23 protein-coding genes are annotated in these 22,926 nt (G+C 61.8%); 21 read left to right on the plus strand and 2 right to left on the minus strand.

Annotated features, from left to right (window positions below):
- Window positions 1–148: 148 nt before the first annotated feature.
- The 8 genes from ACIQWO_RS02290 to ACIQWO_RS02325 all read left to right on the plus strand — a co-directional run bounded on the left by ACIQWO_RS02290 (window position 149) and on the right by ACIQWO_RS02325 (window position 8,531).
- Window positions 149–1,507 (plus strand): sigma-54 dependent transcriptional regulator, encoded by a 1,359-nt coding sequence (locus ACIQWO_RS02290; RefSeq protein WP_039399105.1) that lies wholly within the window; start codon window positions 149–151, stop codon window positions 1,505–1,507.
- Between the two features lie 696 nt (window positions 1,508–2,203).
- Window positions 2,204–2,752, plus strand: coding sequence for a hypothetical protein (locus ACIQWO_RS02295; RefSeq protein WP_402818668.1), 549 nt, complete (start codon window positions 2,204–2,206; stop codon window positions 2,750–2,752).
- A gap of 5 nt (window positions 2,753–2,757) precedes the next feature.
- The gene (locus ACIQWO_RS02300) at window positions 2,758–3,264 is read left to right on the plus strand and encodes a hypothetical protein (RefSeq protein WP_402818670.1); all 507 of its coding nucleotides are present in this window, start codon (window positions 2,758–2,760) and stop codon (window positions 3,262–3,264) included.
- Window positions 3,261–3,902, plus strand: coding sequence for a hypothetical protein (locus ACIQWO_RS02305; RefSeq protein WP_233325388.1), 642 nt, complete (start codon window positions 3,261–3,263; stop codon window positions 3,900–3,902). The genes ACIQWO_RS02300 and ACIQWO_RS02305 overlap by 4 nt, the downstream gene beginning before the upstream one ends.
- Before the next feature lie 30 nt (window positions 3,903–3,932).
- Window positions 3,933–5,312 (plus strand): hypothetical protein, encoded by a 1,380-nt coding sequence (locus tag ACIQWO_RS02310; RefSeq protein ID WP_402818673.1) that lies wholly within the window; start codon window positions 3,933–3,935, stop codon window positions 5,310–5,312.
- Window positions 5,313–5,366: 54 nt separating this feature from the next.
- Window positions 5,367–6,077, plus strand: a complete 711-nt coding sequence (locus tag ACIQWO_RS02315) for a C39 family peptidase (protein ID WP_402818676.1) — start codon at window positions 5,367–5,369, stop codon at window positions 6,075–6,077.
- A gap of 12 nt (window positions 6,078–6,089) precedes the next feature.
- The gene (locus ACIQWO_RS02320; RefSeq protein WP_402818679.1) at window positions 6,090–6,839 is read left to right on the plus strand and encodes a hypothetical protein; all 750 of its coding nucleotides are present in this window, start codon (window positions 6,090–6,092) and stop codon (window positions 6,837–6,839) included.
- A 360-nt stretch (window positions 6,840–7,199) separates the two neighbouring features.
- Window positions 7,200–8,531: a hypothetical protein gene (locus tag ACIQWO_RS02325; RefSeq protein WP_402818682.1), complete on the plus strand. Its 1,332-nt coding sequence runs from the start codon at window positions 7,200–7,202 to the stop codon at window positions 8,529–8,531.
- A 21-nt stretch (window positions 8,532–8,552) separates the two neighbouring features.
- Here the strand turns inward: ACIQWO_RS02325 and ACIQWO_RS02330 are convergent, their stop codons facing one another.
- A complete protein-coding gene (locus ACIQWO_RS02330) occupies window positions 8,553–8,975 on the minus strand; it encodes a hypothetical protein (protein WP_402818685.1) in 423 nt (140 codons plus the stop codon).
- Between the two features lie 377 nt (window positions 8,976–9,352).
- Here ACIQWO_RS02330 and ACIQWO_RS02335 point away from each other — a divergent pair, with 377 nt between their 5' ends.
- The 12 genes from ACIQWO_RS02335 (at window position 9,353) to rlmD (ending at window position 21,154) form a co-directional block, all read left to right on the plus strand.
- Window positions 9,353–10,078 (plus strand): response regulator transcription factor, encoded by a 726-nt coding sequence (locus ACIQWO_RS02335; protein WP_402818688.1) that lies wholly within the window; start codon window positions 9,353–9,355, stop codon window positions 10,076–10,078.
- A gap of 347 nt (window positions 10,079–10,425) precedes the next feature.
- Window positions 10,426–11,628 carry a CaiB/BaiF CoA transferase family protein gene (locus tag ACIQWO_RS02340; protein ID WP_402821763.1) on the plus strand — a complete coding sequence of 401 codons (1,203 nt, stop codon included), beginning with the start codon at window positions 10,426–10,428 and terminating at the stop codon, window positions 11,626–11,628.
- Between the two features lie 108 nt (window positions 11,629–11,736).
- Window positions 11,737–12,768 carry an ABC transporter substrate-binding protein gene (locus ACIQWO_RS02345; protein ID WP_150576852.1) on the plus strand — a complete coding sequence of 344 codons (1,032 nt, stop codon included), beginning with the start codon at window positions 11,737–11,739 and terminating at the stop codon, window positions 12,766–12,768.
- Complete coding sequence (locus ACIQWO_RS02350; protein ID WP_402821766.1) at window positions 12,768–13,580, plus strand: ABC transporter ATP-binding protein; 813 nt, start codon at window positions 12,768–12,770, stop codon at window positions 13,578–13,580. Before ACIQWO_RS02345 ends, ACIQWO_RS02350 begins: the two co-directional genes overlap by 1 nt.
- A 6-nt stretch (window positions 13,581–13,586) precedes the next feature.
- A complete protein-coding gene (locus ACIQWO_RS02355) occupies window positions 13,587–13,709 on the plus strand; it encodes a hypothetical protein (RefSeq protein ID WP_257125701.1) in 123 nt (40 codons plus the stop codon).
- A gap of 45 nt (window positions 13,710–13,754) precedes the next feature.
- The gene (locus tag ACIQWO_RS02360; RefSeq protein ID WP_150576853.1) at window positions 13,755–14,573 is read left to right on the plus strand and encodes an ABC transporter permease; all 819 of its coding nucleotides are present in this window, start codon (window positions 13,755–13,757) and stop codon (window positions 14,571–14,573) included.
- Between the two features lie 101 nt (window positions 14,574–14,674).
- Window positions 14,675–15,436, plus strand: a complete 762-nt coding sequence (gene surE / locus ACIQWO_RS02365; RefSeq protein WP_402818695.1) for a 5'/3'-nucleotidase SurE — start codon at window positions 14,675–14,677, stop codon at window positions 15,434–15,436.
- Complete coding sequence (locus ACIQWO_RS02370; protein ID WP_402818698.1) at window positions 15,433–16,620, plus strand: protein-L-isoaspartate(D-aspartate) O-methyltransferase; 1,188 nt, start codon at window positions 15,433–15,435, stop codon at window positions 16,618–16,620. Before surE ends, ACIQWO_RS02370 begins: the two co-directional genes overlap by 4 nt.
- An 85-nt stretch (window positions 16,621–16,705) precedes the next feature.
- Complete coding sequence (locus ACIQWO_RS02375) at window positions 16,706–17,491, plus strand: peptidoglycan DD-metalloendopeptidase family protein (protein WP_402821769.1); 786 nt, start codon at window positions 16,706–16,708, stop codon at window positions 17,489–17,491.
- Between the two features lie 15 nt (window positions 17,492–17,506).
- Window positions 17,507–18,604, plus strand: coding sequence for an RNA polymerase sigma factor RpoS (rpoS, locus tag ACIQWO_RS02380; protein WP_402818701.1), 1,098 nt, complete (start codon window positions 17,507–17,509; stop codon window positions 18,602–18,604).
- 106 nt (window positions 18,605–18,710) lie between these two features.
- Entirely contained in the window at window positions 18,711–19,487 is a 777-nt protein-coding gene (locus tag ACIQWO_RS02385) for a 3'-5' exonuclease (RefSeq protein WP_402818704.1), read from the plus strand.
- Between the two features lie 131 nt (window positions 19,488–19,618).
- Window positions 19,619–21,154, plus strand: coding sequence for a 23S rRNA (uracil(1939)-C(5))-methyltransferase RlmD (gene rlmD / locus ACIQWO_RS02390; RefSeq protein WP_402818707.1), 1,536 nt, complete (start codon window positions 19,619–19,621; stop codon window positions 21,152–21,154).
- 186 nt (window positions 21,155–21,340) lie between these two features.
- Here rlmD and ACIQWO_RS02395 read toward each other — a convergent pair whose 3' ends face one another.
- A complete protein-coding gene (locus ACIQWO_RS02395) occupies window positions 21,341–22,042 on the minus strand; it encodes a Bax inhibitor-1/YccA family protein (protein ID WP_402818710.1) in 702 nt (233 codons plus the stop codon).
- A gap of 408 nt (window positions 22,043–22,450) precedes the next feature.
- Here ACIQWO_RS02395 and ndk point away from each other — a divergent pair, with 408 nt between their 5' ends.
- Window positions 22,451–22,876 carry a nucleoside-diphosphate kinase gene (gene ndk / locus ACIQWO_RS02400; RefSeq protein ID WP_402818713.1) on the plus strand — a complete coding sequence of 142 codons (426 nt, stop codon included), beginning with the start codon at window positions 22,451–22,453 and terminating at the stop codon, window positions 22,874–22,876.
- Window positions 22,877–22,926 lie beyond the last annotated feature (50 nt).

Genomic DNA, 22,926 nt, shown 5'->3' on the forward strand with positions numbered 1-22,926 from the left:
CTATTCTGAACCTGCCGACTTGGGGACCCAACAACACGGGGAACACCATTACTCCCGAGCGGCGTGGGGCCGTTTAACCTGTTGCGCATATCCCGGTCTAAGACCCAATAATTTGCGCGCAGGCACTGCTTAGGCAGGGAGTTAAGGTATGGCTAACGATACCGGGCGCACCCTGATTTACGCTTCCCGAAAGCACAACGATGGCTTGCTGTCGTTTTTGGGAGAGCAAGGCTGGCAAGTCGTGCCGGCCAAGAGCGCCAGCGACGTCGGTCGCATTCTCAATCCGGGGGTCACCAGCGCAGCACTCATCGACCTGGCGAGCGGTTATAGCGACCGCGAGATGGGCGCGTTCGAGTCCTGCATGCAACCGGCCACGGTCGGCTGGGTTGCCGCGACAAATCCCGAACAACTTTCGACGACGTCGATCCGTCGCCTCATTCGCGACTATTGCTTCGACTACGTCAACGTGCCCTGCACGAACGATCAGCTCGCGCATTCGATCGGCCATGCATGGGGCATGGCATCGCTGTGTGAAGTGCCGATCATCACGCCGCAAGTCGGCGGCGACCAGGAAATGGTCGGCACGTGTGAAGCGATGCAGCAACTCTTTCGCACGATTCGCAAGGTGGCCAATACCGATGCCCCCGTCTTCATCTCGGGCGAGTCGGGCACGGGCAAGGAACTGAGCGCGGTGGCGATCCACGAGCGCTCGTTGCGTGCGAAGGGGCCCTTCGTCGCCATCAACTGTGGCGCGATTCCTCCACATTTGATGCAGTCCGAACTATTTGGCTACGAGCGTGGTGCCTTTACCGGCGCCAACGCGCGTAAAGTCGGTCGCGTCGAGTCCGCCAACGGCGGCACGCTGTTCCTCGACGAAATCGGCGACCTGCCCATCGAGAGTCAGGCGAGTCTGCTGCGTTTCCTGCAGCAGGGCGCAATCGAGCGTCTGGGCGGCCACGAAGTCATTCCGGTCAATGTGCGCATCATTTCTGCGACGCACGTCGATCTCGAGACGGCAGTGAAAGAAGGGCGCTTCCGCATGGACCTGTTCCATCGTCTGTGCGTGCTGCGTGTGGACGAACCGCCGCTGCGCGCGCGCGGGCAGGACATCGAAATTCTTGCCCATCACGTGCTCCAGCGTTTCAAAGGCGATAACCATCGCAAGATCCGCGGCTTCACGCAGTGCGCGGTGCAGGCGATGTACGAATATCACTGGCCGGGCAACGTGCGCGAGTTGATCAACCGCGTGCGCAGGGCCATCGTGATGGCCGATAGCCGCATGATTTCGGCCAAGGATCTCGATCTTCTGCCGTGGGTACCCACGCTGGTGCGCACGCTAGAGGAAATTCGCGCGGAGGCCGAAAAAACGGCCATCGAGCAGGCGTTGCTGCGCCACTGTCACCGTCTGACGGAAGTGGCCGCAGAGTTGGGAATCTCGCGCATTACGCTGTACCGCCTCATGTGCCGGTACGGATTGCGCGGTGACGAATCGGGCGTGCCGGCCTGATATCTTCTGGCGAAGAGAGGGCGACCGTCCTGTGATGAGCAGGGCGGTCGTTTCTTTTTGGGGTCCTGAATATTGCGCGCTCGATGTGCTATGCAATGTACTGCGCGATGCGTCGACCGATGCGTCCGCAAGGCGTGAAAACATCACGCGTCAAACGCATTTCCCCCTCCCGTTTTTCCCCATCGTCGCATTTCGCGACCGCTGCCATCGCCAATAACGACGGGCGATTCCGGGCATTCCCATGGTGTCTTTCGACGCCGCCGTTTCATACGCTTTGCGTTGCCTCAAGTTTCGAAATATCGCCTGCGAGGGTTGTCCCGAACACACATCAAAGATGAAACATCCGGGGTGAAAAACGCGGCGTCGAAAAAATCGGGCGACTGTGACGGACCCGTGTCGTTTCGTTCCGACCCCAGCAATCTGCCGCAAATCTGTCACGCGAGACCCTTGTAAACAGGGCGTTTGCGGCATGCGTCGCTGCTCGCGCCGATATCGTTCGTAGTTCGGAATGTTTGAGATGTGCGTCGATGACGTGACAAACCCCGCCTGGCACCCCCCACGTATCAATGCTGAAACGTTTTCGGCCACTCGTCCTCGTGTGCCAGCAGGGCAGAAAATTTAACGTCAATGTTTTCAATCACTTAAGCGGGGTGGCACGGAAGTCGCTTTATTGGTCCGGGCAAGGAGGACACAGCGATGCGAATTCTCACCACCGAAATGCAGTACCGCGTACGACACGGCGCAGGCGCACTGAGTGCAGCCATCGTTGTGGCACTCGGACTGTGTGCTGCACCGGCACAAGCGCAGGACAACATCTCGCGCTCGCCGCTCATGCAGCTGGCAATGCTTACCGGCTCGATGGTACCTGCGTCGTTCACGACGTCGTCGATGCCCACCGCCCCGATTTCCGATGCGGATGCCGCCATTGCGGCCCCGGTCGCCGACGCCACCGCTGTAGCGCCGGAGCAAGTCCCCGCAGTGGCAGGCAACGACGACAGCCAGACCATCGGCGCGTCGGGTATGCCGCTCGCCGCCGCCCGTATCGACGACGAACAACTGGGAAGCCAGCGCGGCCGCAATCTGCAGGGCGCCGCGATGGTCAAGTCGCCCGGCATGGCACTCGCCAATGGTGTGACGTTGTGGGACGAACTGCCCGGCGGTGTGACGCCGACGCCGCGTCCGCAGCAACTGTCGAACGGCGTGGGCAATGTCCAGGTGACGCGTGTGACCTACACCACGCGGTGAACGACATGACCCATCTTTCATTCTCGCCCGCTGTGTTCGCCACGTTGCTCGTGGCGCTCACACCGGCAGTGCTCCCCGGCCAGGCCAAGGCCGAACCGGCAACGCCGGGCGATCTGGTGATCGAGCGCAACATCGGCCCGGAAATCGCGTATCGCGGCCTGCCGCGTGTGGAGAACCCGATCGGCATCGCCGTTCCGGCCTTCCCGACCGGACCGTTCAATACGGCGATGGGCGCGGTCACTCAGGTGACGGATGGCGAGCTTAACGCTCGTGGCAACGCCGGTCTCATCACAAGCGCCGTGCAGTCGGGCATCAACCCGGTGATGGGGGTGCTCGTCGGAAACGCTCGCGGTGGCAACGCGCTGAACACCTCCAACGGTGTCGGCGGCGGCTTCGGCGCAGGTGCGGGCGGTGGCGGCGGTATCGGTGGCATCGGCACGCTGGTTCCGTCGGTGATCAGTTCGGCGCTTGCGCCGCTCACGTCGATCGGTGCAGCAGGAGCGGCGAAATGAGCGCACAACGCAATGCCTTGCGCGCCATCGCGCTGGCCGCGACGACGGCTTTGACTGTCATCAGCGGCGTGTCGCAGGCACAGGACATCTGGATCACAAACGGTGAACTGACCGGCACGCACGCCACTATCGAGAACGGCGTCGCCGTCGGCGCTGTCGGTGCCGTCGGTGTGAACCAGGCAGCGGGCGTGAACAACGCGCAGGCCAACAGCACTGTGATTTCCAACGGTGGCGGTCTGACGGCTGGCTCGTCGAGCACGAATCAACAGGCACTCGTCACCACGACGACGGGTGCAGCAAGCGCCGCAATTCAGGGCAATGCATTTTCAGGCACCTCGGGGGTGACGCAAGTCAACCAGGCGAGCGGTGCCGGCAATCTTCAACGCAACGCGACCGTCATTGTGAGTGGCGATGCGTCTGGAGTGGCGAGCGTATCGGATACGGCACTATCCGCTGCGATCTCCAAGGGTGGCCCGACTGGCCACAACAACCTCAACGATCAGTTCCGCACGGCGTCGATTTCCGGTGACGCCTTCCGCGGGGTGAGCGGTGTGTTGCAGGTGAACCAGTCGGCTGGGATAGGCAATGTAACCGCAAATGTTTTTGTGCTCCGTCCCCCGGCGGGCACATCTTTTTAACTGGGTAACTCTCTCGTCAAGGAGATGGTCATGAAAACGAAAGCAATTGCAGCGGCTGCACTGCTGGTAGCAACGGGTACCGCCATGGCGTCACCCAATCACCAGCAATATAGCTTCTCGTTCATCGGCAACGAGACCAACGTTCTGAACCTGGTCGGCATTTTCGGTCTGATCGGCATTCGCGGCTGCGTCACGGTGGATAACACCGGCAACGCCGTCGTGCAAAGCAATCAGAGCGTCAACGTAAGTGAAGTGAGCCTCAAGGGACCGCTGATGGGTACCTACTACACGGGGCACGTGACGACGGGTGTCGATTCGAAGACCACCACCGTCTCGAATACCGGTAGCGCGTACCTGATCGGCGGCGCCACCACCACGTCGTTTAACAATACGACGTCGTGGGTCAATGCAGAAGCCAACGGTCACCTGAACACCAGCCAGTCCTTCCAGGCCGGTGCCGGGTATGTGGCAGGTCAATCGAGCTCCGGCTCGGGCGGCTTCATCGCTGGTGGCGGGTATCAATACTCGAACATCGCCGGTGGCGGAGGCATCATCGGTGGCGGCGTGATTCCGCTTCCTGGCGGTCTGGCTCTCTATGGCGGCTACCTGGTCGGCAACTTCGGTGCAGGTCAGGGCTCGGCTTGGGGCGGCTATGCCTACGGTCAGCAGTCGCAACAAGCGGCTGGCTTCCTCGCCGCTGGCTTCCTGAATACCCAGAAGAGCTTCGATGCAGCCTTCCATGGCGTGTTCAACGAAGGTCAGGCTTCGGTGTCGAGCGAGTCGATCGCTGCTGGCGCACTGTGGGGCTTCCAGGATACGTACATGAAGTCCACCACGTGGCAGAAGGGTGCGATCACCCTGCATGTCAACACGGCGCAATACCAGACGATGGGCGCAACGCTCGGTACTGGCGCGCTGGGTAACGCCAACGGCAACGTCGGCGTGAACGTGGCAGCAGGTGCCGACAACGCGCAGGCCAACAACGTCGCGATCGCTTCGCTCAACGCCCAGCCGGTGTATGCCTCGGCTCAGGTGTTCTCGAACCAGTCGTCGGCGGGCTCGGCAAGCATCTCGCAGTTCATGGTCAACGCCAGCGTGGGTGACAACGCCCTTGCCGGTGCGACGGGTAACGTCGGTGTGAACGTGGCTTCGGGTGTCGGCAACGTGCAGGGCAACAGCCTGGCAGCAGCAGTCTCGCAAGGTGCGAAGGGCTGGTACACGGGTGGCGCAGCCAACTCGACGGTGCAGACCGATCAGTCGGCGGGTATGCACGCTGCGGGTGACTTCGTTGCCAACGCTTCGCTCGGCACCAATGCCTTGGCATGGGCTAGCGGCAACGTGGGCGTGAACGTGGCAGCCGGTATCGGCAACGTTCAGTCCAACAACCTCGCCATCTCGGCAATCAAGTGATGTAGCTAACCGGTCCGGAGAATCTTCCGGACCGGTTTTTTCATGAGGTGTGTCATGAATGATGCGCGTCGTGCCGCAGTGAGGATCGCTACTGTTTGCGCTCTGGCGTGCGCAAGCGTGGCCGGGCACGCGCAGTTTGCTTCGGTGAACCTGGAGTCTTCGACTGGTGTACCGGCGGTCAAGAAGATGCGCTCGTTCAAATCGATGCACTACGTGAATCTGGTCCAGCAGGAATACGACTTCAGTTGTGGTTCCGCAGCACTGGCAACGCTGCTGCGTTATGGGTACGGGATCAACATTCCCGAGACCGAAATGATTCAGCGAATGATGGCGTTCTCCAACCCGGACACCGTCATTAAAAACGGGTTCTCGATGCTCGACATGAAGAAATTCGTGGAGACGCTCGGACTCGAGGGGCGCGGATTCAAAGTCGACGTGAGTGCGCTTTACGACCTGAAGATCCCGGTCATCGCGCTTATCGACGTCAACGGCTATCAGCACTTTGTGGTCGTCAAGGCAGCGAAGGACGGACGTGTGTTCGTGTCCGATCCGGCGCTGGGCAATCGCATCATCGAGCAGGCCGATTTTGCCAAGCAGTGGAATGGCTTGGTGCTGGCGGTCATCGGCAAGCCGTTCCTGGAGGACTCACCGCTGCTCAAAGGAAACGAATCCCTGGCTGCCAAGTTGCGCGATGGCGCGCTGGCGACCGGGACGTCACCGACCCCGATGGTGGACTTCGGCATCATCCGGGCGGACCTGTTTTGAGACCAGACCATCATGAATCGATACGTCCCGATGCTGGCCATCCCGTTGTTTGCAAGCGCCGTGCCGGCGTTCGCTTCGAACGTGATGCCTGAGGGCTGGACGCCTGTGAGCGATGAAGTGCTCTCGCACGCGACCGGCAAGTACGCACAACAGAACATGATCTCGGGCTTTCAGCTCGTGATGCAGTCGCAATGGCAGATGCCCACCGGCGCGAGCCTGCTCGCCACCGGTGTGCTTGGCGTGAACCAGGGCCAGGTGCAGACCGGCTCGTCGACGACCGTCATCCCGGGCGTGGTGAATGCCACCGCGCCGACCACGCAAGCGGTGACCGGCGCCGCCAACGCACTGGTCAACGGCGTCGCACAGATTACGCAGGTTGCGGGCGATGCCAACAACGCGCTGAACAAGGCCATCATCCAGTACGGTCCGGGCGTGTCGCTCGCGCTGCTGGTGCCCATTAGTAACCAGTCGACCAGTAATTCGAGTACGACGGTCGGCAACCTGAGCGCGAACGTGGCGATCAGTTCGGCTGGCATGCAGCTCTCGCTCAATACCCCGAACGGCAATCTCGGTCAGAGCGTCGCAGGCGGCGCGGGCGGGGCGATGAATCAGATCATGCAGGTCGTCCAGGTGGCAGGGAATGCGCAGCAGGTGATGAACACCATGACGCTGAACCTCCAGACGAGTGCGCTGACGTCGGGCGGACTGCGTCAGCTCGGTATTCAGAACGCGATGGCGAACATGGTGGCCATTCGACATTGAGCGCATCAAGCGCGTGTGAACGCATTCGAAGTGAAGTGACAGGTAAGGCATAGCAAGCGCAGTGACGGCGTCGTGGTCGATGCATTCGACGCGACGCCGGCAGCAACGTCCGGCAGGTCTTTGCCGGACGCCATGACAACTAGACGTGGGGCGCCGCCGCAAAACACTCGCGGCGTACAAGAAGGTGATGTCGGCAGGGCCCGGGCAGGGTGCATCTGCGATGCTGTTGACGCTTTCGATCTCTGTCTCGTGTTCCGTACGCATCACCCCGCAGTCGAGCAGCAAGGACAACCGTTGTTGCAACACGTGTTTGTTGGATTGCGCGCGGACATCCGTCCGCTTAATCACCCGGGGGGGATCATGAACACTCACCGCTTTTTTCCCGTTGCCGCTATTCCGTTGGGGGTACTGCTTTTCACGCTATCGGCCCAGGCTCAGGAGCATACGGACCCATCGCCGGATAACCGTCTCCAGATGTTGATGGACATGGTTGACCGGCAGCAGCGGGAAATTTCTTCTCTGAAGCAGCGCCTCACGGATATCGAGATGGCGCAACGCGGTCGAGGTCTGACCGCGTGGGATACCGCGCAGATCGCGCAAGTCTCGCCGGGCGATGGCTCAGCCGCCGGTTCTGCAGGCACACCTGGCGGCGGCGCTGCCGGGGCGGCCGGACCGACCTCGGCCACGCCCATCGGCGAGACGCAGCAGATGCAGAAGAGCGAGACCGACTCGCAACGCACACCTGCCGAAGAAGCCGTCGTTCAGGCGCAGCACGCGCCGTTGTTCGACCGCAAGCTCACCATCGATGCCGGTATCAGCTACAGCTACTACGACCGGCGCCAACTGGTGCTGAGCGGCTTTCTCGCCCTCGACGCCATCTTCCTCGGTCAGTTGAACCTCGGCCAGACCAAGGCCAACGTGTGGACGTTCGACGTCAACACGCGTTACGGGGTGACCGACCGGTTGAGCGTGGCGTTCGACGTGCCGTACCTGTACCGCAATTCGGACTTCATCTCCGGCGGGGTGGGTGGCGCGGCGTCGTCGATCAGCGACATCAGCAAGAACTCGGCGAATATCGGCGACGTGAACGCGTCGTTGTACTACCAGATCGTCAAGGAAAACGCCAACTGGCCCGATATCGTGGCGTCGTTGCGCGTGACCGCACCGACGGGTACGTCGCCGTTCGGTATCAAGCTGGGGACGCCCGACCCGACGAACAACAACCTGACCACGCCGTCGCGGCTCCCGACGGGTAACGGCATCTGGGCGGTCACGGCCGGCTTGTCGTTCCTGCGCACCTACGACCCGATCGTGCTGTTCGCGAACGTGGCTTACACGTACAACATCGCGAAGTCGTTCGACGACATCTCCACGATCGAAGGCACGACGCAGCCTGCCAAGGTCAAGCTTGGCGACATCGTGCAGGTCGGGGCGGGGATGGCATTGGCGCTCAATGACAAGACGGCGCTGTCGATCTCGTACTCGACCGCGATCTCGCGTGCAACGAAGACGGCTACGCCGGGCGGACCGTGGACGACGGTGGCGGGAAGTACGACCAACGCCGCTTCGCTCAACTTCGGCATTAACTACGCCATCAACAAGCATTGGACGGTCAACGGGTACGTCAATGCCGGTATGTCGCCGGACGCCCCGAACTACGTGATCGGGGTTCGTTTCCCGTACACGTTCTGAGGCTTGATCGGGTAAGCGAAATCAGCGAGCGGCCGCAGATCCCATGCGGCCGCTTGCGTTGATCTTGAAGTTGGTGGCCATCATGCCGGTCGTCTGCGGCATCGAGGAAACGGCAATCGTCGTGCGCGGCTGCGCGGTGGCAGGCAGCGATGCCTGAGTCGGTTTGGGCGACGGGGCGGGTGGAATCACTTCGTCCCAGAGTCGAACGTTATTGGCGACGGTCGTTGAATTGACGGGTGCGATGGTGGTCGGACCGGCGCTGCCGATGCTGGTGACCAGGCTTCGCGAAACGTTGGCGGCGTGCGTGCTGGCGAGCAAGGCGTCGCTCACTGTCGCCGGCATACCGCCGATGCCGACGATGTCGGCCTGCGCGGTACTCGCAAAGCACGCGGCGGCAAGACAAAACACCGCTCTGCGCGTCGTGCTGACGGAAATTTTGAACATGGCGTGCCCCCCGGCCTCCGCTGACTGTCCTCTCAGACTTTTTGTATTTTATTGCGTCGGATGAGAAAAGAAAGGGGAAAAAGTAATAGCGGAATTTCCGAAATTTGAGTAAATAATTTACGCAAATCGCGGATTGTCGCGCTGAGGCAACAGGGATAAGGCTCCGCGAGAAACGTATTCGCCGCCATGCGGGCTTAGCGCATAAACTGGCTTGAAAGCAAGATGACGCCTTATGCGTAAACCGCGACGAAGGTTGGAGGATTTCTTCGGATTTTTTTCAATTTCGTCCTGCTAAAAACAACGCCAAAGGCGCAGCACGTTCGAGAAGAAAGCGGGGCGGCGGCATGGGGATGCCGACCGGAATGACAGGGGAAATCATGCGTGTGCTGGTCCTAGGTGAGGTTGCCGCCTGGCTGAGCGGCCTCCAGGTCGCGTTGCAAACCGAAGCGAACGCGACGCCACCGGTCTTGCGTCACGTCGATAGCGTGGCGACGCAGGACTGGGTATGGCTGCGCGAGTTGCCTTCGCGTCGTGCGCTCGTACTCGATGAGTCCGTGGCGCGTACGCCCGCGCTCGACACCTTGTGCTCGGCGGCCGCCGAGTGTGTTCCGCCCGTGCCGGTCATCGTCGTCGGCGATGCGGGTTTTCCCGATGAGATCATCCGCTGGCTACAAGCTGGCGTCACGGCGTGTCTGCCGTGGCCGAACTCGGTGGCGCGTATTCGTTCGGTGTTCGATCTGGCGTTCTCCGGCGGACGCTTCGTGCCGGAGGAGGCGCTCTCGGCGTTGCTGGTGTTGTGGCGCCAGGAGGCTTTGGGCGAGGCGCTGCCGCTTTCCCGACTGCCGGTGTTTCCGCTCGGCGGGGACAAGGCGACGCAACTGGCCGAGTCCGCGTTGCTCGGCATCTCCCAACGGCAATACGAAATTCTGGCGCTGCTCTCCCGAGGGCTGTCCATCAAGACCATTTGCCAGCAGCTCGTGATCTCGGAAGGCACAGCGAAGACGCACGTCTCAGCGCTTTACCGGCGTCTGGGGGCGCGCAATCGCGGCGAGGCCATTTATATTGCAGCGCAACGTGGCGCGCGTCATCTGTTCGAGACGTGATCGACCGCTGACCCAGATTCGGCGCAATCTTCGGAATCGACGACGAACTGCATCGGAATCGTCCGGGATTGCCCTTGAGGCTATTGGCCGATCCCCGACTGCCGAATTACTATACGAACTTCATTTGCCACCCATTTGCACGGATGCCGCCTTCACGGCAGCGTCCCGAACTCGACGGTGATGGCCGTCGACGAGGCTCAGGAGTCCAAGCGTTGTCCAAGTCGTCTACGCCGTTCGCATCCACTTCGCCACAGGGCGCCAATGCGTCTGCGGCACCCGCCAATCAGTCTTCCGACGCATCCCGTCAAACTTCCGAATCGGCCAACGCAGCAAAGCCATCGACCGGTATGCCCGGCTTCGGCGCGCTCGCTGGCGTGAAGGTACTCGAACTCGGCACGCTCATCGCCGGTCCGTTCGCGGCTCGCATGCTGGGCGAGTTTGGCGCCGAGGTCATCAAGATCGAAGATCCGCAGCACGGCGATCCGTTGCGCAAATGGCGCAAGCTGCACCCCGACGCGGGCGGCACGTCGCTGTGGTGGGCCGTGCAGGCGCGTAACAAGAAGTCGGTGACGATCAACCTCAAGTCGCCGGAAGGTCAGGCCATCGTGCGCAAGCTGGCCGCGCAGGCGGACATCGTCGTCGAGAACTTCCGCCCCGGGTTGCTGGAGCGTTTCGGATTGGGCTACGAACAGTTGTCCGCCGACAATCCCGGGCTGGTGATGGTGCGCCTGTCGGGTTACGGTCAGACCGGCCCGTATCGCGACCGGCCGGGGTTTGGCGCCATTGCCGAGTCGATGGGGGGATTGCGGCATATCACGGGCTATCCGGAGTTGCCGCCGCCGCGCATCGGCATTTCCATCGGCGACTCGATTGCCGCGCTGCACGGGGTGATCGGCGCGATGATGGCGCTGCATCACCGCAACGTGAATGGCGGGCGAGGGCAGGTCGTCGACGTTGCGCTTTACGAAGCCGTCTTCAACCTGATGGAGAGCGTGGTACCCGAGTACAGCGTCGCCGGGATGGTGCGCGAGCGCACCGGGGCGTCGCTACCGGGGATCGTGCCGTCGAACACCTATCCGTGCGCTGACGGCATGATCGTCGTGGGCGGCAACAGCGATCCGATTTTCAAGCGGCTGATGCATGCCATTGGTCGTGCCGATCTGGCCGAAGATCCAGGGCTGGCGCATAACGACGGTCGCGTGCCGCGCACGCAGGAGATCGACGACGCCATCGGCGGCTGGACGCAAACGCGTCCCATCGATGAAGCGCTGGCGGTGCTGCAGGGTGCCGACGTGCCCGCGAGCCGCATCTACACCGTGGCCGACATGTTCAAGGATCCGCAATTCATCGCGCGCCAGATGATCCAGCGTCATACCTTCCCGGATGGCACGCCGATCGATTTGCCGAACATCTCGCCGAAGCTCTCGGAGACCCCCGGACAGACCCAGTGGCTCGGCCCGGAACTCGGCGCACACACGGACGAAGTGCTTGGGCAACTGGGTTATGATGCCGGGCAAATCAAAGCATTGCGCGAGAACGGTGTCATCTGACACGGCACTACGCGCAAAGCGCCACGGGCGCGGCAACGACCGCGTCCCGTCATAAAGCACGTCGAACTTACAAAGAAAGAACGCTGCAACCACGGAGACAACAACACCATGCAAAGACGTCAATTCGTCACGGCACTGGCCGCGACCGGCCTGATCGGCGCAGGCATTCGCCCCGGCTTCGCGCAAAACAAGCTTGAGAAGACCAAGGTCGCGATTGCGGTCGGCGGCAAGAACCTGTTTTATTACCTGCCGCTCACCATTGCCGAGCGCCTGAACTACTTCAAGGACGAAGGGCTCGACGTCGAAATTTCGGACTTTGCCGGTGGCTCCAAAGCACTGCAGGCGCTGGTCGGCGGCAGTGCGGATGTGGTGTCGGGCGCTTACGAGCACACGATCCTGTTGCAGGCGAAGAACCAGTACATCCGTGCGTTCGTGCTGCAAGGCCGCGCGCCGCAGATCGTGTTCGGCGTGTCGAACAAGACGATGCCGAACTACAAGTCGATTGCCGACTTGCGCGGCAAGAAGATCGGTGTGACGGCACCGGGGTCGTCGACCAACATCATGGCGAACTTCGTGCTGGCCAAGGGCGGTATCAAGCCCAATGAGGTCGCTTTCGTCGGTGTGGGCGCGTCGTCCGGCGCGCTGGCTGCGATTCGTTCGGGCAACATCGATGCCATCGTCAACCTCGACCCGGTCATCACCATGCTGGAGCGCGACAAGGAGATCCGCGTGATCTCGGATACGCGCACGCTCAAGGAGACGGTGTCGGTGTTCGGCGGCAATATGCCCGCAGGTTGCCTCTACACGAACGAGTCGTTTATCCAGAAGAATCCGAATACGACGCAGGCCCTGACCAACGCGATGGTGCGTGCGCTGCGCTGGCTGCAGACTGCCGGACAGGCCGACCTGATCAAGACGGTGCCTGAAGCGTATCTTCTGGGCGACCGCGCGTTGTATCTCGATGCATGGAGCCGCGTGAAAGAGGCGATCTCTCCGGACGGTCTGATTCCGGCAGATGGTCCGGCGACGGCGCTGCGCACCTTGCAGGCGTTTGACGAGACGGTGAAGGGCAAGACGATCGATCTGTCGAAGACGTTCACGAACGAGTTCACGAAGAAGGCCGACGCCAAGTACAAATGATGACTGCGCCGGCTCTGAGTTTCGACGGCATTACGTGCACCTTCGTCGCTCGCGACGATCGCGCGAAGCGTTATACGGCCGTGGCCGACACGTCGCTCGACATCGCGCCGGGTGAGTTCGTGTCGGTCGTCGGGCCGACCGGGTGCGGCAAATCCACGTTGCTCAATGTGGCCGCAGGTTTGCTCACCCCGTCCTCCGGATCGATCAAGGTCTTCGGCGAGCCGCTCAAAGGCATCAATTCGCGTGCCGGATACATGTTCCAGGCCGAAGCGCTGATGCCCTGGCGCAACGCGATCGACAACGTGACTGCGGGGCTGGAGTTTCGCGGTGTTGCACCGGAGGAGGCGAAGGCGCGTGGACATGAATGGCTCAAGCGCGTGGGGCTGGGCGGTTTCGGCGATCGATATCCGCATCAGCTCTCCGGTGGCATGCGCAAGCGTGTGGCCATGGCGCAGACGCTGATCCTCGATCCCGACATCATTCTGATGGACGAGCCGTTCTCTGCACTCGACATCCAGACGCGTCAGCTCATGGAAAACGAGTTGCTGGAGCTGTGGGCCGCAAAGCGCCGCGCCGTGCTGTTCATCACGCACGACCTCGACGAGGCAATTGCGTTGTCCGACCGGGTGGTGGTGCTGGCTGCAGGACCGGGCACGCATCCGATAGGGGAGTTCCGGATCGATCTGCCGCGTCCGCGCGATGTGGCGGAAATTCGTAACCATCCGCGCTTCACCGAGTTGCACGCCCAGATATGGGATGTGCTTCGCGAGGAAGTCCTCAAGGGCTACGCACAACAGTTAAAGGCGGTCTGAGTGGTCATGTGGCAAATCGCCGGCATTCTCACGGTCTCGCTGAACTGGCTGAACTGGCCGGGGTGGCTCGACTGGATGGACTGGTTCGATTTGCCGGACGGCTTTGGCCTGTTCGACTGGCTGGTCTGATGACCGGTCCGGCCGCACGTCTGATATTCCCGGAATTCGTTCGTCATGCGTAATCGTTCCATCATGCGGCACCTGCGCCTGTGGCAATGGCTGCTGCTCGTCGTGGCATTTCTCGTCTGGTATGTCCTCACCAGCCCGACGCTGCTGCCCGCGTTCTATTTCGATAGCCCCGATAAGGCGGCTTTCTTCTTCGGGGAGCCGCAGAAGGTGCTGCTCCAGGTCTGGCAATGGTTCGCCAGCGGAGAGATCTATCTGCATCTGGGCGTGACGTTGCTCGAGACGGTGCTGGCGTTCGCCATCGGCACCGTGTTCGGGCTCGGTGTGGGGCTCTGGCTGGCGCTTTCGCCGAGCGCGGGCGCTTTGCTCGACCCGTACATCAAGGCGGCCAATTCGATGCCTCGCGTGATTCTCGCGCCGATCTTCGGCGTGTGGTTCGGGCTCGGGATCTGGTCGAAGGTGGCGCTAGGCGTGACGCTGGTGTTCTTCATCGTCTTCTTTAACGTCTATCAGGGCGTGAAGGAAGTCAGCCCGGTGGTGCTCGCCAACGCGCGGATGCTGGGGGCCAATCAACGTCAGTTGTTGCGCCGTGTGTATTTGCCCAGTGCAACCAGTTGGGTGTTCTCCAGTCTCCACAACTCGGTCGGACTCGCGTTCGTCGGTGCGGTGGTCGGTGAGTATCTGGGGTCGTCGCGTGGCGTCGGCTATCTGATCTTGCAGGCCGAAGGCACGTTCGATATCAATGCGGTGATCGCCGGGGTGCTGATCCTCACGGCCTTTGCGCTGGTGCTCGATGGGCTTGTCGGCGTCGTGGAGCGGCGTCTGCTGGTCTGGCAACCGCAAGCCGGAGAGACTGAAAAGATGTAACCGGATGTGACGGAATGGCGCCATGAAGCGGACGGGGCGCAACGCCACCGATGCCTTGATGGCGTCATATCAGAGCACCTTTCCTCGGTTACAATTGCCGCATGCGAATCCTGCTCAGCAACGACGATGGGTATCAGGCGCCAGGCCTGGCCGCGCTTTACGAAGCGTTGGCGCCGCTTGGCGACATTACCGTGGTGGCGCCCGAACAGAACTGTAGCGGTGCGTCCAATTCTCTGACCCTGCAACGGCCGCTTTCTGTCTTCAAAGCGCCCAATGACTTCACCTTCATCAACGGCACGCCGACCGATTGCGTCCACGTGGCGTTGACCGGGCTACTCGACGAGTTGCCCGATATCGTGGTCTCCGGCATCAACAACGGTCAGAACATGGGCGAAGACACGCTGTACTCCGGTACGGTGGCAGCGGCGACCGAGGGTTTCCTGTTCGGGATCCCCTCGTTCGCCTTCTCGCAAGTCAATAAAGGCTGGGATCATCTCGACAGCGCGGCTCGTGTGGCGCGTGAGGTGGTCGAGCGCTATATGGAGCGGCCGCTGGGCGCGCCCTTCCTGTTGAACGTGAACATTCCCAATTTGCCGTACGAGCGCCTCAAAGGTGCACTGTCGACGCGTCTTGGGAAACGACATCAATCGCAGCCGGTCATCCGTCAGGTGAATCCGCGCGGCGAAGCGATTTACTGGATCGGTCCGGCTGGCGACGCGCGCGACAGCAGCGAAGGCACCGACTTCCATGCCGTGGCGCACGATTACGTCTCGGTCACCCCCTTGCAACTGGATCTCACGCATACCGCACGACTTGGCGTCGTGCACGATTGGCTGGCCAGCGCAGGGGTGGCCCAACGATGACGACACCGCCGAAGCGTTTTCCTCTCCCTCTGGCCGAAGTGATGACCCGCCGGCAGCGCAAAGCGCCGGTGCTTGACAAGGCGTCGCGTGCGAGCCCGGCCGGTGCGCCGCCCGCCGCGATGACGCGGGGTCCGTCGCAAGCGAATCAGGGAAGTGGGAAGACGCCGACCGGCGGTAACCCTAACAATTTGCGGGTGGCGTCGACGCCAATGTCGGGCGCGTCCGCGCGACCCACTGGTGCGCAGACCTCACACGCGGTCGTGCCAAAGGGGTTGGCGCGGCCGGCCGTCGCGCCGCATGCGCAACCGGCACCGCACGGCTCACATGTCGCTAAGCACGCGCCGAAGGCGGTAGCCAAGGCGCACGGCGCGGGTGTCGGCCAGAAGGGCGGTGCCGTTGGCAGTGTCGTGGGCAAAGCCACAGTCAAGACGATGACGAAGGCGGCCACGACGCCAGTCGGGAAGGCCAAGCCTTCAGCGGGCGTTGGCGCGGGGGCCATCGTTCGTACGAATACCGCATCGGTCCTGAATTCGCCGGAAGGCATCGGACTGACGTCGGAGCGCGTGCGTGCACGCATGGCCGAACGCGTCGCGGCATCGGGCGTCAAACACCCGGGCGTGCTGGCGGCGCTGGCCACCGTGCCACGTCATGGCTTCGTCGACGCCGGGCTTGCCAATCAGGCTTACGAGGACGCGGCGCTTCCCATCGGTCATGGGCAGACGATCTCGAAGCCGTCGGTCGTGGGGCGCATGATCGAGCTGCTGCTCGCGAGCGGACGTCCACTGGAAAAGGTGCTGGAAATCGGCACCGGATGTGGGTATCAGGCGGCCGTGTTGTCGTGTGTTGCGCGGGACGTGTACTCCATTGAGCGGGTTCGTCCGTTACATGAACGTGCCAAAGCCAATTTGCGTCCGTTGCGCGTGCCGAATATTCGCCTGCATTACGGCGATGGGCGGCTTGGATTGCCTGCAGTCGCGCCGTTTGACGGCATCGTGATTGCTGCCGCCGGCCTGGAAATTCCGGACGCGCTGGTCGATCAGTTGGCCGTCGGCGCACGGCTTGTCGCCCCGGTGGGCGGCGAGCAACAAATTTTGACCCTCATCGAGCGCATCGGTGCGCGCCAGTGGCGCGAGACGCAGCTTGATAGGGTGTTATTCGTCCCCCTAAAATCGGGCATTATTTGAGCCCGTCGGGTCTATTCTGCGGAGGAATTGAGTGAATTTGCGAGCGGGTTTCCAACAACGCGTCGCCAGTGTCCTGTTGCTGAGCATGCTGGCAGCGTGCGCATCGCGACAAGTCGGGGCGCCGGTCGTCGACCGTACCGTAGGCGGTACGACGACCGACAGCAGTCTGCCGGGCGCGACTGCGCCGGTGATCGACAATACGCCGGTGCCGCCGGGTTTCTATCGCGTCAAGCCGGGCGACCGCCTGTATCGCATCGCGCTGGAGAACGGGCAGAACTACCGCGATATTGCGCGCTGGAACAACATCCAGAACCCGGACCAGATCGAGGTCGGCCAGGTATTGCGCGTGAAGCCGCCTGCGGGCGATACCGGTACGCCGCTGCCGCCGCCGGTGGCCAGCACGCCGCCGAGCAATAGCAGCAGCCCGGCCGCCGTGCCGCCTGCCGTGGTGCCGCCGCCTGCGACGTCGTCGAACGCTACCGCGCCTTCGGCCGTCTCCAGCGGCGCGCTGCAATTGTCGTGGCCGGCCGCCGGTACCGTCATTGGCCACTTCGACGACTCGAAGAACAAGGGCGTGAATATCGGTGGCAAGGTCGGCGACGCCGTCTTTGCCGCAGGTGCGGGCAAAGTCGTGTATTCGGGGGCGGGTCTGCGCGGCTATGGCAACCTCGTCATCATTAAACACGACGGCACCTTCTTGACGGCGTATGCGCACAACAGCAAACTGTTGGTCAAGGAAGGCGACTCCGTGACACGGGGTCAGAAAATTGCCGAAATGGGTAACTCGGATGCAGATCGCGTGATGCTGCACTTCGAGGTACGTAAAGATGGCAAGCCTGTGGATCCGGAGAAGTATTTGCCGCCTCGATAAAATAGGCAGGGTCGAATGCTCAAGAGAAAGCGTCGCACTTCGCAAGAGGAAGACCTCGCTGTCCCGGAGTCCGATCAGGAAGCAGACGATCGGCAGTCCCGGCAGGACGAGGACGTGGACGACGCTTTCGACGAGCGCGAGGCGGAGGATGACGACGCCTCGTCATCCGAGGGCGGTGAAGAGGGCTCGTCCTCTCCCGCCACCGGACGCAAGCGCAAATCCGCCGATGGCGACGACTTCGGCACCGTGCTGCAGGCCGAACTCACGGCCGACACCGTTCAGCACTATCTCAATCGCATCAGTGTCAAACCGCTGCTAACGCCTGCGGAGGAGCTCGACTACTCCACGCGCGCGCAAGCAGGCGAATTCGCGGCACGGCAGGTCATGATCGAGCGCAATCTGAGGCTCGTCGTGAGCATCGCCAAGGGATACCTCAATCGCGGTGTGCCGTTGCTCGACCTGATCGAAGAGGGCAACCTCGGTCTGATGCACGCCATCGAAAAGTTCGATCCGGGGCGCGGTTTCCGTTTCTCGACGTACGCTACCTGGTGGATCCGACAAAGCATCGAGCGCGCCATCATGAATCAGGCGCGTACGGTGCGTTTGCCGGTGCACGTCATTCGTGAACTCAATCAGGTGTTGCGCGCGAAGCGTCACCTTGAGAAGAGTGCCGCTTATGCCGATGGTGGCGAGCAGCGCGACGCGCGTATCGAAGACATCGCCGATCTGACGGGGAAGACGCCCGAGGAAATCACCGACATCCTTGCGCTCAACGAGCATGTGGCGTCGCTCGACGCCCCGCTTGAAATCGACCCCGGTAGCAGTCTGCTCGATCTGCTTTCCGACGATCGCAGTGAGGCGCCGGAACACGAGGTTCAGCATCGTGAGCTGGAAGATCTCATGCGGCTATGGTTGTCGCGTTTGTCGACCAAACATCGCTATGTCATCGAGCGCCGGTTCGGACTCAACCGTGTCGAGCCTGCGACACTGGAAGAACTGGCCGACGAAATGGGCCTCACGCGTGAGCGCGTGCGTCAGATCCAGCAAGAGGCACTCGTGAAGCTCAAGCGCTATTTCGCCTCGAACGGCGTGCGCAAGGACGCGGTGCTCTGATATCCGGTGCAACGCCGTCGCGTGCGTGGCCGTTACTTGCTGCTCATTTCTCTGATGCATCGGCGTCGATTGCCGATGTTTTCTGATTTTTCTTCTGATTTTCATCATGCCATCTCCCGTTCTCGTCTTCGATATTGAAACGATCCCCGATGTCGATGGCCTTCGCAGGCTCGAGCCCGCGTACGCCGGGCTGTCGGGCGACGCCGTCGCTGAGGCGGCATTTGCTGCCCGTCGCGAAAAAGTGGGGCACGATTTTTTGCCGCTGCATTTGCAGCGCGTGGCGGCGATCTCCTGCGTCTTTCGCGACCGCGACGGTTTTCGTGTGAAGTCGCTGGGCACGCTGGAGGACGGGGAGGGTGCGCTGGTAACCGGTTTCTACCGCACCATCGAAAAATACGCCCCGCAACTCGTGTCGTGGAACGGCGGTGGTTTCGACCTGCCGGTGCTGCACTATCGCGCCATGATTCACGGGATTTCGGCGCCGCGATACTGGGATCTGGGCGAGGACGACCGCGAGTTCAAATGGAATAACTACATCAGCCGCTATCACCAGCGCCATCTGGACCTGATGGACGTGCTCGCCATGTATCAGGCACGCGCAAACGCGCCGCTGGACGATCTCGCCAAGCTGTGCGGTTTCCCGGGCAAGCTAGGCATGGACGGCAGTAAGGTGTGGGAGGCGTATCGCGGCGGCAAACTCGAAGAGATTCGCAATTATTGCGAGACCGACGTGGTGAATACGTATCTGGTCTATTGCCGGTATCAGTTGATGCGAGGCGGCCTGCGTCAGGCTGAGTACGAACAGGAGATCGAATTTGTGAAGCGCTCGCTTGAGCAGGAGCCTGCCGCACACTGGAAGGAGTATCTCGGCGCCTGGGGATAATCCGTCGTACTTTCGTCCCGCACTTTCGTCCATTTTGGCGATTTGGGCGGGGCAGCAACAATTCGCCGTGTCTCACTTGCGGACGAATCGATTAAAATGCCGGGTTTGCTGTCGCATATGAGAACAAAGACGTGACCCGCTCCTCCCGAAACTCCTCGCGCGGCCGGCCCAGTGCCGAGCCCGGCATCATCGATATCGAATCGCTCGACATGGAAGCGCGCGGCGTTGGCCGCACCGCTCCTGAGGGCGAGCCGGGTACGCCGGAATTCAAGCCCGGCAAGGTCATTTTCGTCGAAGGCGCACTGCCCGGCGAGCGCGTCACGTATCTGAGCTATCGCCGCAAGCCCAAATTCGAGCAAGCGGAAACGGTGAGCGTGCTTCGGTCGAGTCCGATGCGCGCCAAGCCGCAATGCCCGCATTTCGGCAAGTGCGGCGGATGCTCGATGCAGCATCTGGAGCCGCGCGCGCAGATCGCCATCAAACAACGTGTTCTTGAGGACAACCTCGCCCGACTCGGGAAAGTGAAAGCCGAGGCGATGCTTCGTCCGATTCAGGGTCCGGACTGGGGCTACCGCTTCCGCGCTCGTCTGACGGTGCGCTACGTGCCCAAGAAGGGCGGTGTGCTGATCGGTTTCCATGAGCGCAAGAGCAGCTACGTCGCCGATATGGATTCGTGCGAAGTGTTGCCGCGTCATGTGTCGGACATGCTGGTACCGCTGCGTCGTCTGGTCGAATCACTGTCGATTCGTGAGCGTCTGCCGCAGATCGAGCTGGCGATCGGTGCCGATGTCACGGCGCTCGTGCTGCGCATTCTCGAACCGCTGACGCCTGCGGACGAAGATATTCTCCGTGCGTTCGCGGATGCAAATCACGTCCAGTTCTGGGTTCAGACGAAGGGGCCGGACACGGCCGTGCCGTTCTATCCGCTCGAACCGGAACTCCATTACACGCTGCCGGAATACCAGATCCGGATGCCGTTCAAGCCGACGGACTTCACGCAGGTCAATCATCAGATCAACCGCGTGCTCGTGCATCGTGCCCTGCGTCTGCTCGCGCCTCAGTCGAACGAGCGCGTGCTCGATCTGTTCTGCGGGCTGGGTAACTTCACGTTGCCGCTGGCGCGTCGTGCTGGCACGGTGATGGGCATTGAGGGCAGCACGGCATTGACCGAGCGCGCGTTGGCCAACGCGCAACGCAACGGCGTGGCCGAGCGGACGGAGTTCGCGTGCCGCAATCTGTTCGATATCACGGCGGACGATATGCGTGCGCTCGGCGCGTTCGACCGCTATCTGATCGATCCTCCGCGCGAAGGGGCGCTGGCGGTGTCGAAGGCGTTGGCGGAACTGGCACAGCAAGGGTACGAAGGTCTGCCCAAGCGTATCGTGTATGTTTCTTGCAGCCCGGCAACCCTGGCGCGCGACGCCGGTTTGCTGGTGCATGAGGCTGGATATCGGTTGACGCTTGCGGGTGTCGTCAACATGTTCCCGCACACTTCGCACGTGGAATCGATGGCCGTTTTCGAGCACGAGAGCATCGGGCAGCCGTGGGTGCCGCGCGTGCGCATGTCGGAGGACGCGGAGGATGTCGTCGAGGGGGTTGCCGACGAGGGCGTCGAAGCGATTGCCGGTGCGGTCGGTGGTGAGGGTGTGATCCACGAGGGCACCTGAGTATTCGTGGGCGGCGCAGACGGGCCCGGCCGGATAAGCCGGGATATCCCGCGCTGGGTGGGAGACGGTTCACCGCGAATTCGAGTCCCCCAAAGAAAAAAGCCAGTCCCGAAGGACTGGCTTTTTTATTGCTGCTGGCCAGCGGCGCTGGCGATCGGGCTGACCGCCGGTCGTTGGCCTCTCCGCTTAGTTGCGGTTGCCGCCCAGCACGCCCAGGATGGCGAGCAGGTTGGTGAAGATGTTGTACAGATCGAGGTAGATCGCGAGCGTCGCCGTGACGTAGTTCGTTTCGCCGCCGTTCACCACGCGCTGCACGTCGAACAGGATGTACGCCGAGAAGATAGCGATGGCGAGGACCGAGACCGTCAGCATCAGTGCCGGCAGATGCAGCCAGATGTTGGCGACCGAGGCGAGCAAGATCACGATCACGCCCATGAACAGCCACTTGCCCAGGCCGCTGAAGTCGCGCTTGCTGACCGTGGCCACCGTTGCCATCACGGTGAAGATCACGGCCGTGCCGCCGAACGCCAGCATGATGAGCGATGCGCCGTTCGAAAAGCCCAGCACGAAACTCAGCAGGCGCGTGAGCATCAGGCCCATGAAGAACGTGAAGCCGAGCAGCAGTGCCACGCCGACGCCGCTATTCTTGAAGCGCTCGATCGCGAACATGAAGCCGAAAGCGACCGCGAGGAACAGGATCATGCTGACCACCGGGCTGCCCGCGAACAGCGCGAAGCCGTAGGTCACACCCAGCCAGGCACCCGCAATCGTCGGCAGCATCGACAGTGCGAGCAGCCAATACGTATTGCGCAGCACCTTGTTGCGCACCTGTGCGGTCGAGACGCCCCCCGTTCCGCCGTAGCCGAAGCGTTGGAAATCCTGGTTCATATATAGTGTTCTCCGTGGTCGTTGTGCCTGTTGGCGGGGCCGGCAGGCGCCTGATGACGCATACGATGACCGGCAACCCTTGCCGGCGAATCCCCCGCAGCCGTTGGTCTGGCTTGTCGTCGAAGTGCAAGGATATCGAAATCTCCTGCGCAAAGCGCTCGGACGATTCTTGAAATCTCGGGGCAAAAGTCCCAATTTCAATCGGTCGTTACGCCCGCAAACCCTCCCATCGAGGGAAGGCACCGGAATCACACCCTTGTGTCAACTTCGCGAAAAGCCGGATCGTCCCGGCCGTCCTGCGTTTGAGCGGTACGCGCACTGTAGGTTCCGTCCCCATCATAACAGCCTTCGTGCTACAATTACGGGTTCATGTTGGTTATATAACTGCTTAATTTTTTGGAGTTTTTCATGGCAGTCGAACGCACTTTGTCGATTATCAAGCCCGATGCCGTTGCTAAGAACGTGATCGGCCAGATTTACAGCCGCTTCGAAGCCGCCGGCCTGAAGATCGCCGCTGCCAAGCTCGTGCACCTGTCGCGCGCCGATGCCGAGCAGTTCTACGCCGTGCACAAGGAGCGCCCGTTCTTCAAGGATCTGGTCGACTTCATGATCTCGGGTCCGGTGATGATCCAAGCTCTGGAAGGTGAAAGCGCCATCGCGAAGAACCGCGAACTGATGGGCGCCACCGACCCGAAGAAGGCAGAGAAGGGCACGATCCGCGCCGACTTCGCCGACAGCATCGACGCCAACGCCGTGCACGGCTCGGACGCCGCTGAAACGGCCGCTGCTGAAGTGGCTTTCTTCTTCCCGGGCATGAACGTCTACTCGCGCTAAGCCGCGTATAGTCGCTCAATCGCAGGAAGTTACCGAAGGGATGTTGACGG

It is taken from the genome of Pandoraea sp. NPDC090278 (assembly GCF_044772185.1).
Lineage (GTDB): Bacteria > Pseudomonadota > Gammaproteobacteria > Burkholderiales > Burkholderiaceae > Pandoraea.

Excerpts from the sequence above, each read along its gene's own strand:
- ACIQWO_RS02290 (WP_039399105.1), top strand. The coding sequence starts at position 149 with ATGGCTAACGATACCGGGCGCACCCTGATTTACGCTTCCCGAAAGCAC.
- ACIQWO_RS02295 (WP_402818668.1), top strand. The coding sequence starts at position 2,204 with ATGCGAATTCTCACCACCGAAATGCAGTACCGCGTACGACACGGCGCA.
- ACIQWO_RS02300 (WP_402818670.1), top strand. The coding sequence starts at position 2,758 with ATGACCCATCTTTCATTCTCGCCCGCTGTGTTCGCCACGTTGCTCGTG.
- ACIQWO_RS02305 (WP_233325388.1), top strand. The coding sequence starts at position 3,261 with ATGAGCGCACAACGCAATGCCTTGCGCGCCATCGCGCTGGCCGCGACG.
- ACIQWO_RS02310 (WP_402818673.1), top strand. The coding sequence starts at position 3,933 with ATGAAAACGAAAGCAATTGCAGCGGCTGCACTGCTGGTAGCAACGGGT.
- ACIQWO_RS02315 (WP_402818676.1), top strand. The coding sequence starts at position 5,367 with ATGAATGATGCGCGTCGTGCCGCAGTGAGGATCGCTACTGTTTGCGCT.
- ACIQWO_RS02320 (WP_402818679.1), top strand. The coding sequence starts at position 6,090 with ATGAATCGATACGTCCCGATGCTGGCCATCCCGTTGTTTGCAAGCGCC.
- ACIQWO_RS02325 (WP_402818682.1), top strand. The coding sequence starts at position 7,200 with ATGAACACTCACCGCTTTTTTCCCGTTGCCGCTATTCCGTTGGGGGTA.
- ACIQWO_RS02330 (WP_402818685.1), bottom strand. The coding sequence starts at position 8,975 with ATGTTCAAAATTTCCGTCAGCACGACGCGCAGAGCGGTGTTTTGTCTT.
- ACIQWO_RS02335 (WP_402818688.1), top strand. The coding sequence starts at position 9,353 with ATGCGTGTGCTGGTCCTAGGTGAGGTTGCCGCCTGGCTGAGCGGCCTC.
- ACIQWO_RS02340 (WP_402821763.1), top strand. The coding sequence starts at position 10,426 with ATGCCCGGCTTCGGCGCGCTCGCTGGCGTGAAGGTACTCGAACTCGGC.
- ACIQWO_RS02345 (WP_150576852.1), top strand. The coding sequence starts at position 11,737 with ATGCAAAGACGTCAATTCGTCACGGCACTGGCCGCGACCGGCCTGATC.
- ACIQWO_RS02350 (WP_402821766.1), top strand. The coding sequence starts at position 12,768 with ATGACTGCGCCGGCTCTGAGTTTCGACGGCATTACGTGCACCTTCGTC.
- ACIQWO_RS02355 (WP_257125701.1), top strand. The coding sequence starts at position 13,587 with ATGTGGCAAATCGCCGGCATTCTCACGGTCTCGCTGAACTGGCTGAAC.
- ACIQWO_RS02360 (WP_150576853.1), top strand. The coding sequence starts at position 13,755 with ATGCGTAATCGTTCCATCATGCGGCACCTGCGCCTGTGGCAATGGCTG.
- surE (WP_402818695.1), top strand. The coding sequence starts at position 14,675 with ATGCGAATCCTGCTCAGCAACGACGATGGGTATCAGGCGCCAGGCCTG.
- ACIQWO_RS02370 (WP_402818698.1), top strand. The coding sequence starts at position 15,433 with ATGACGACACCGCCGAAGCGTTTTCCTCTCCCTCTGGCCGAAGTGATG.
- ACIQWO_RS02375 (WP_402821769.1), top strand. The coding sequence starts at position 16,706 with ATGCTGGCAGCGTGCGCATCGCGACAAGTCGGGGCGCCGGTCGTCGAC.
- rpoS (WP_402818701.1), top strand. The coding sequence starts at position 17,507 with ATGCTCAAGAGAAAGCGTCGCACTTCGCAAGAGGAAGACCTCGCTGTC.
- ACIQWO_RS02385 (WP_402818704.1), top strand. The coding sequence starts at position 18,711 with ATGCCATCTCCCGTTCTCGTCTTCGATATTGAAACGATCCCCGATGTC.
- ACIQWO_RS02395 (WP_402818710.1), bottom strand. The coding sequence starts at position 22,042 with ATGAACCAGGATTTCCAACGCTTCGGCTACGGCGGAACGGGGGGCGTC.
- ndk (WP_402818713.1), top strand. The coding sequence starts at position 22,451 with ATGGCAGTCGAACGCACTTTGTCGATTATCAAGCCCGATGCCGTTGCT.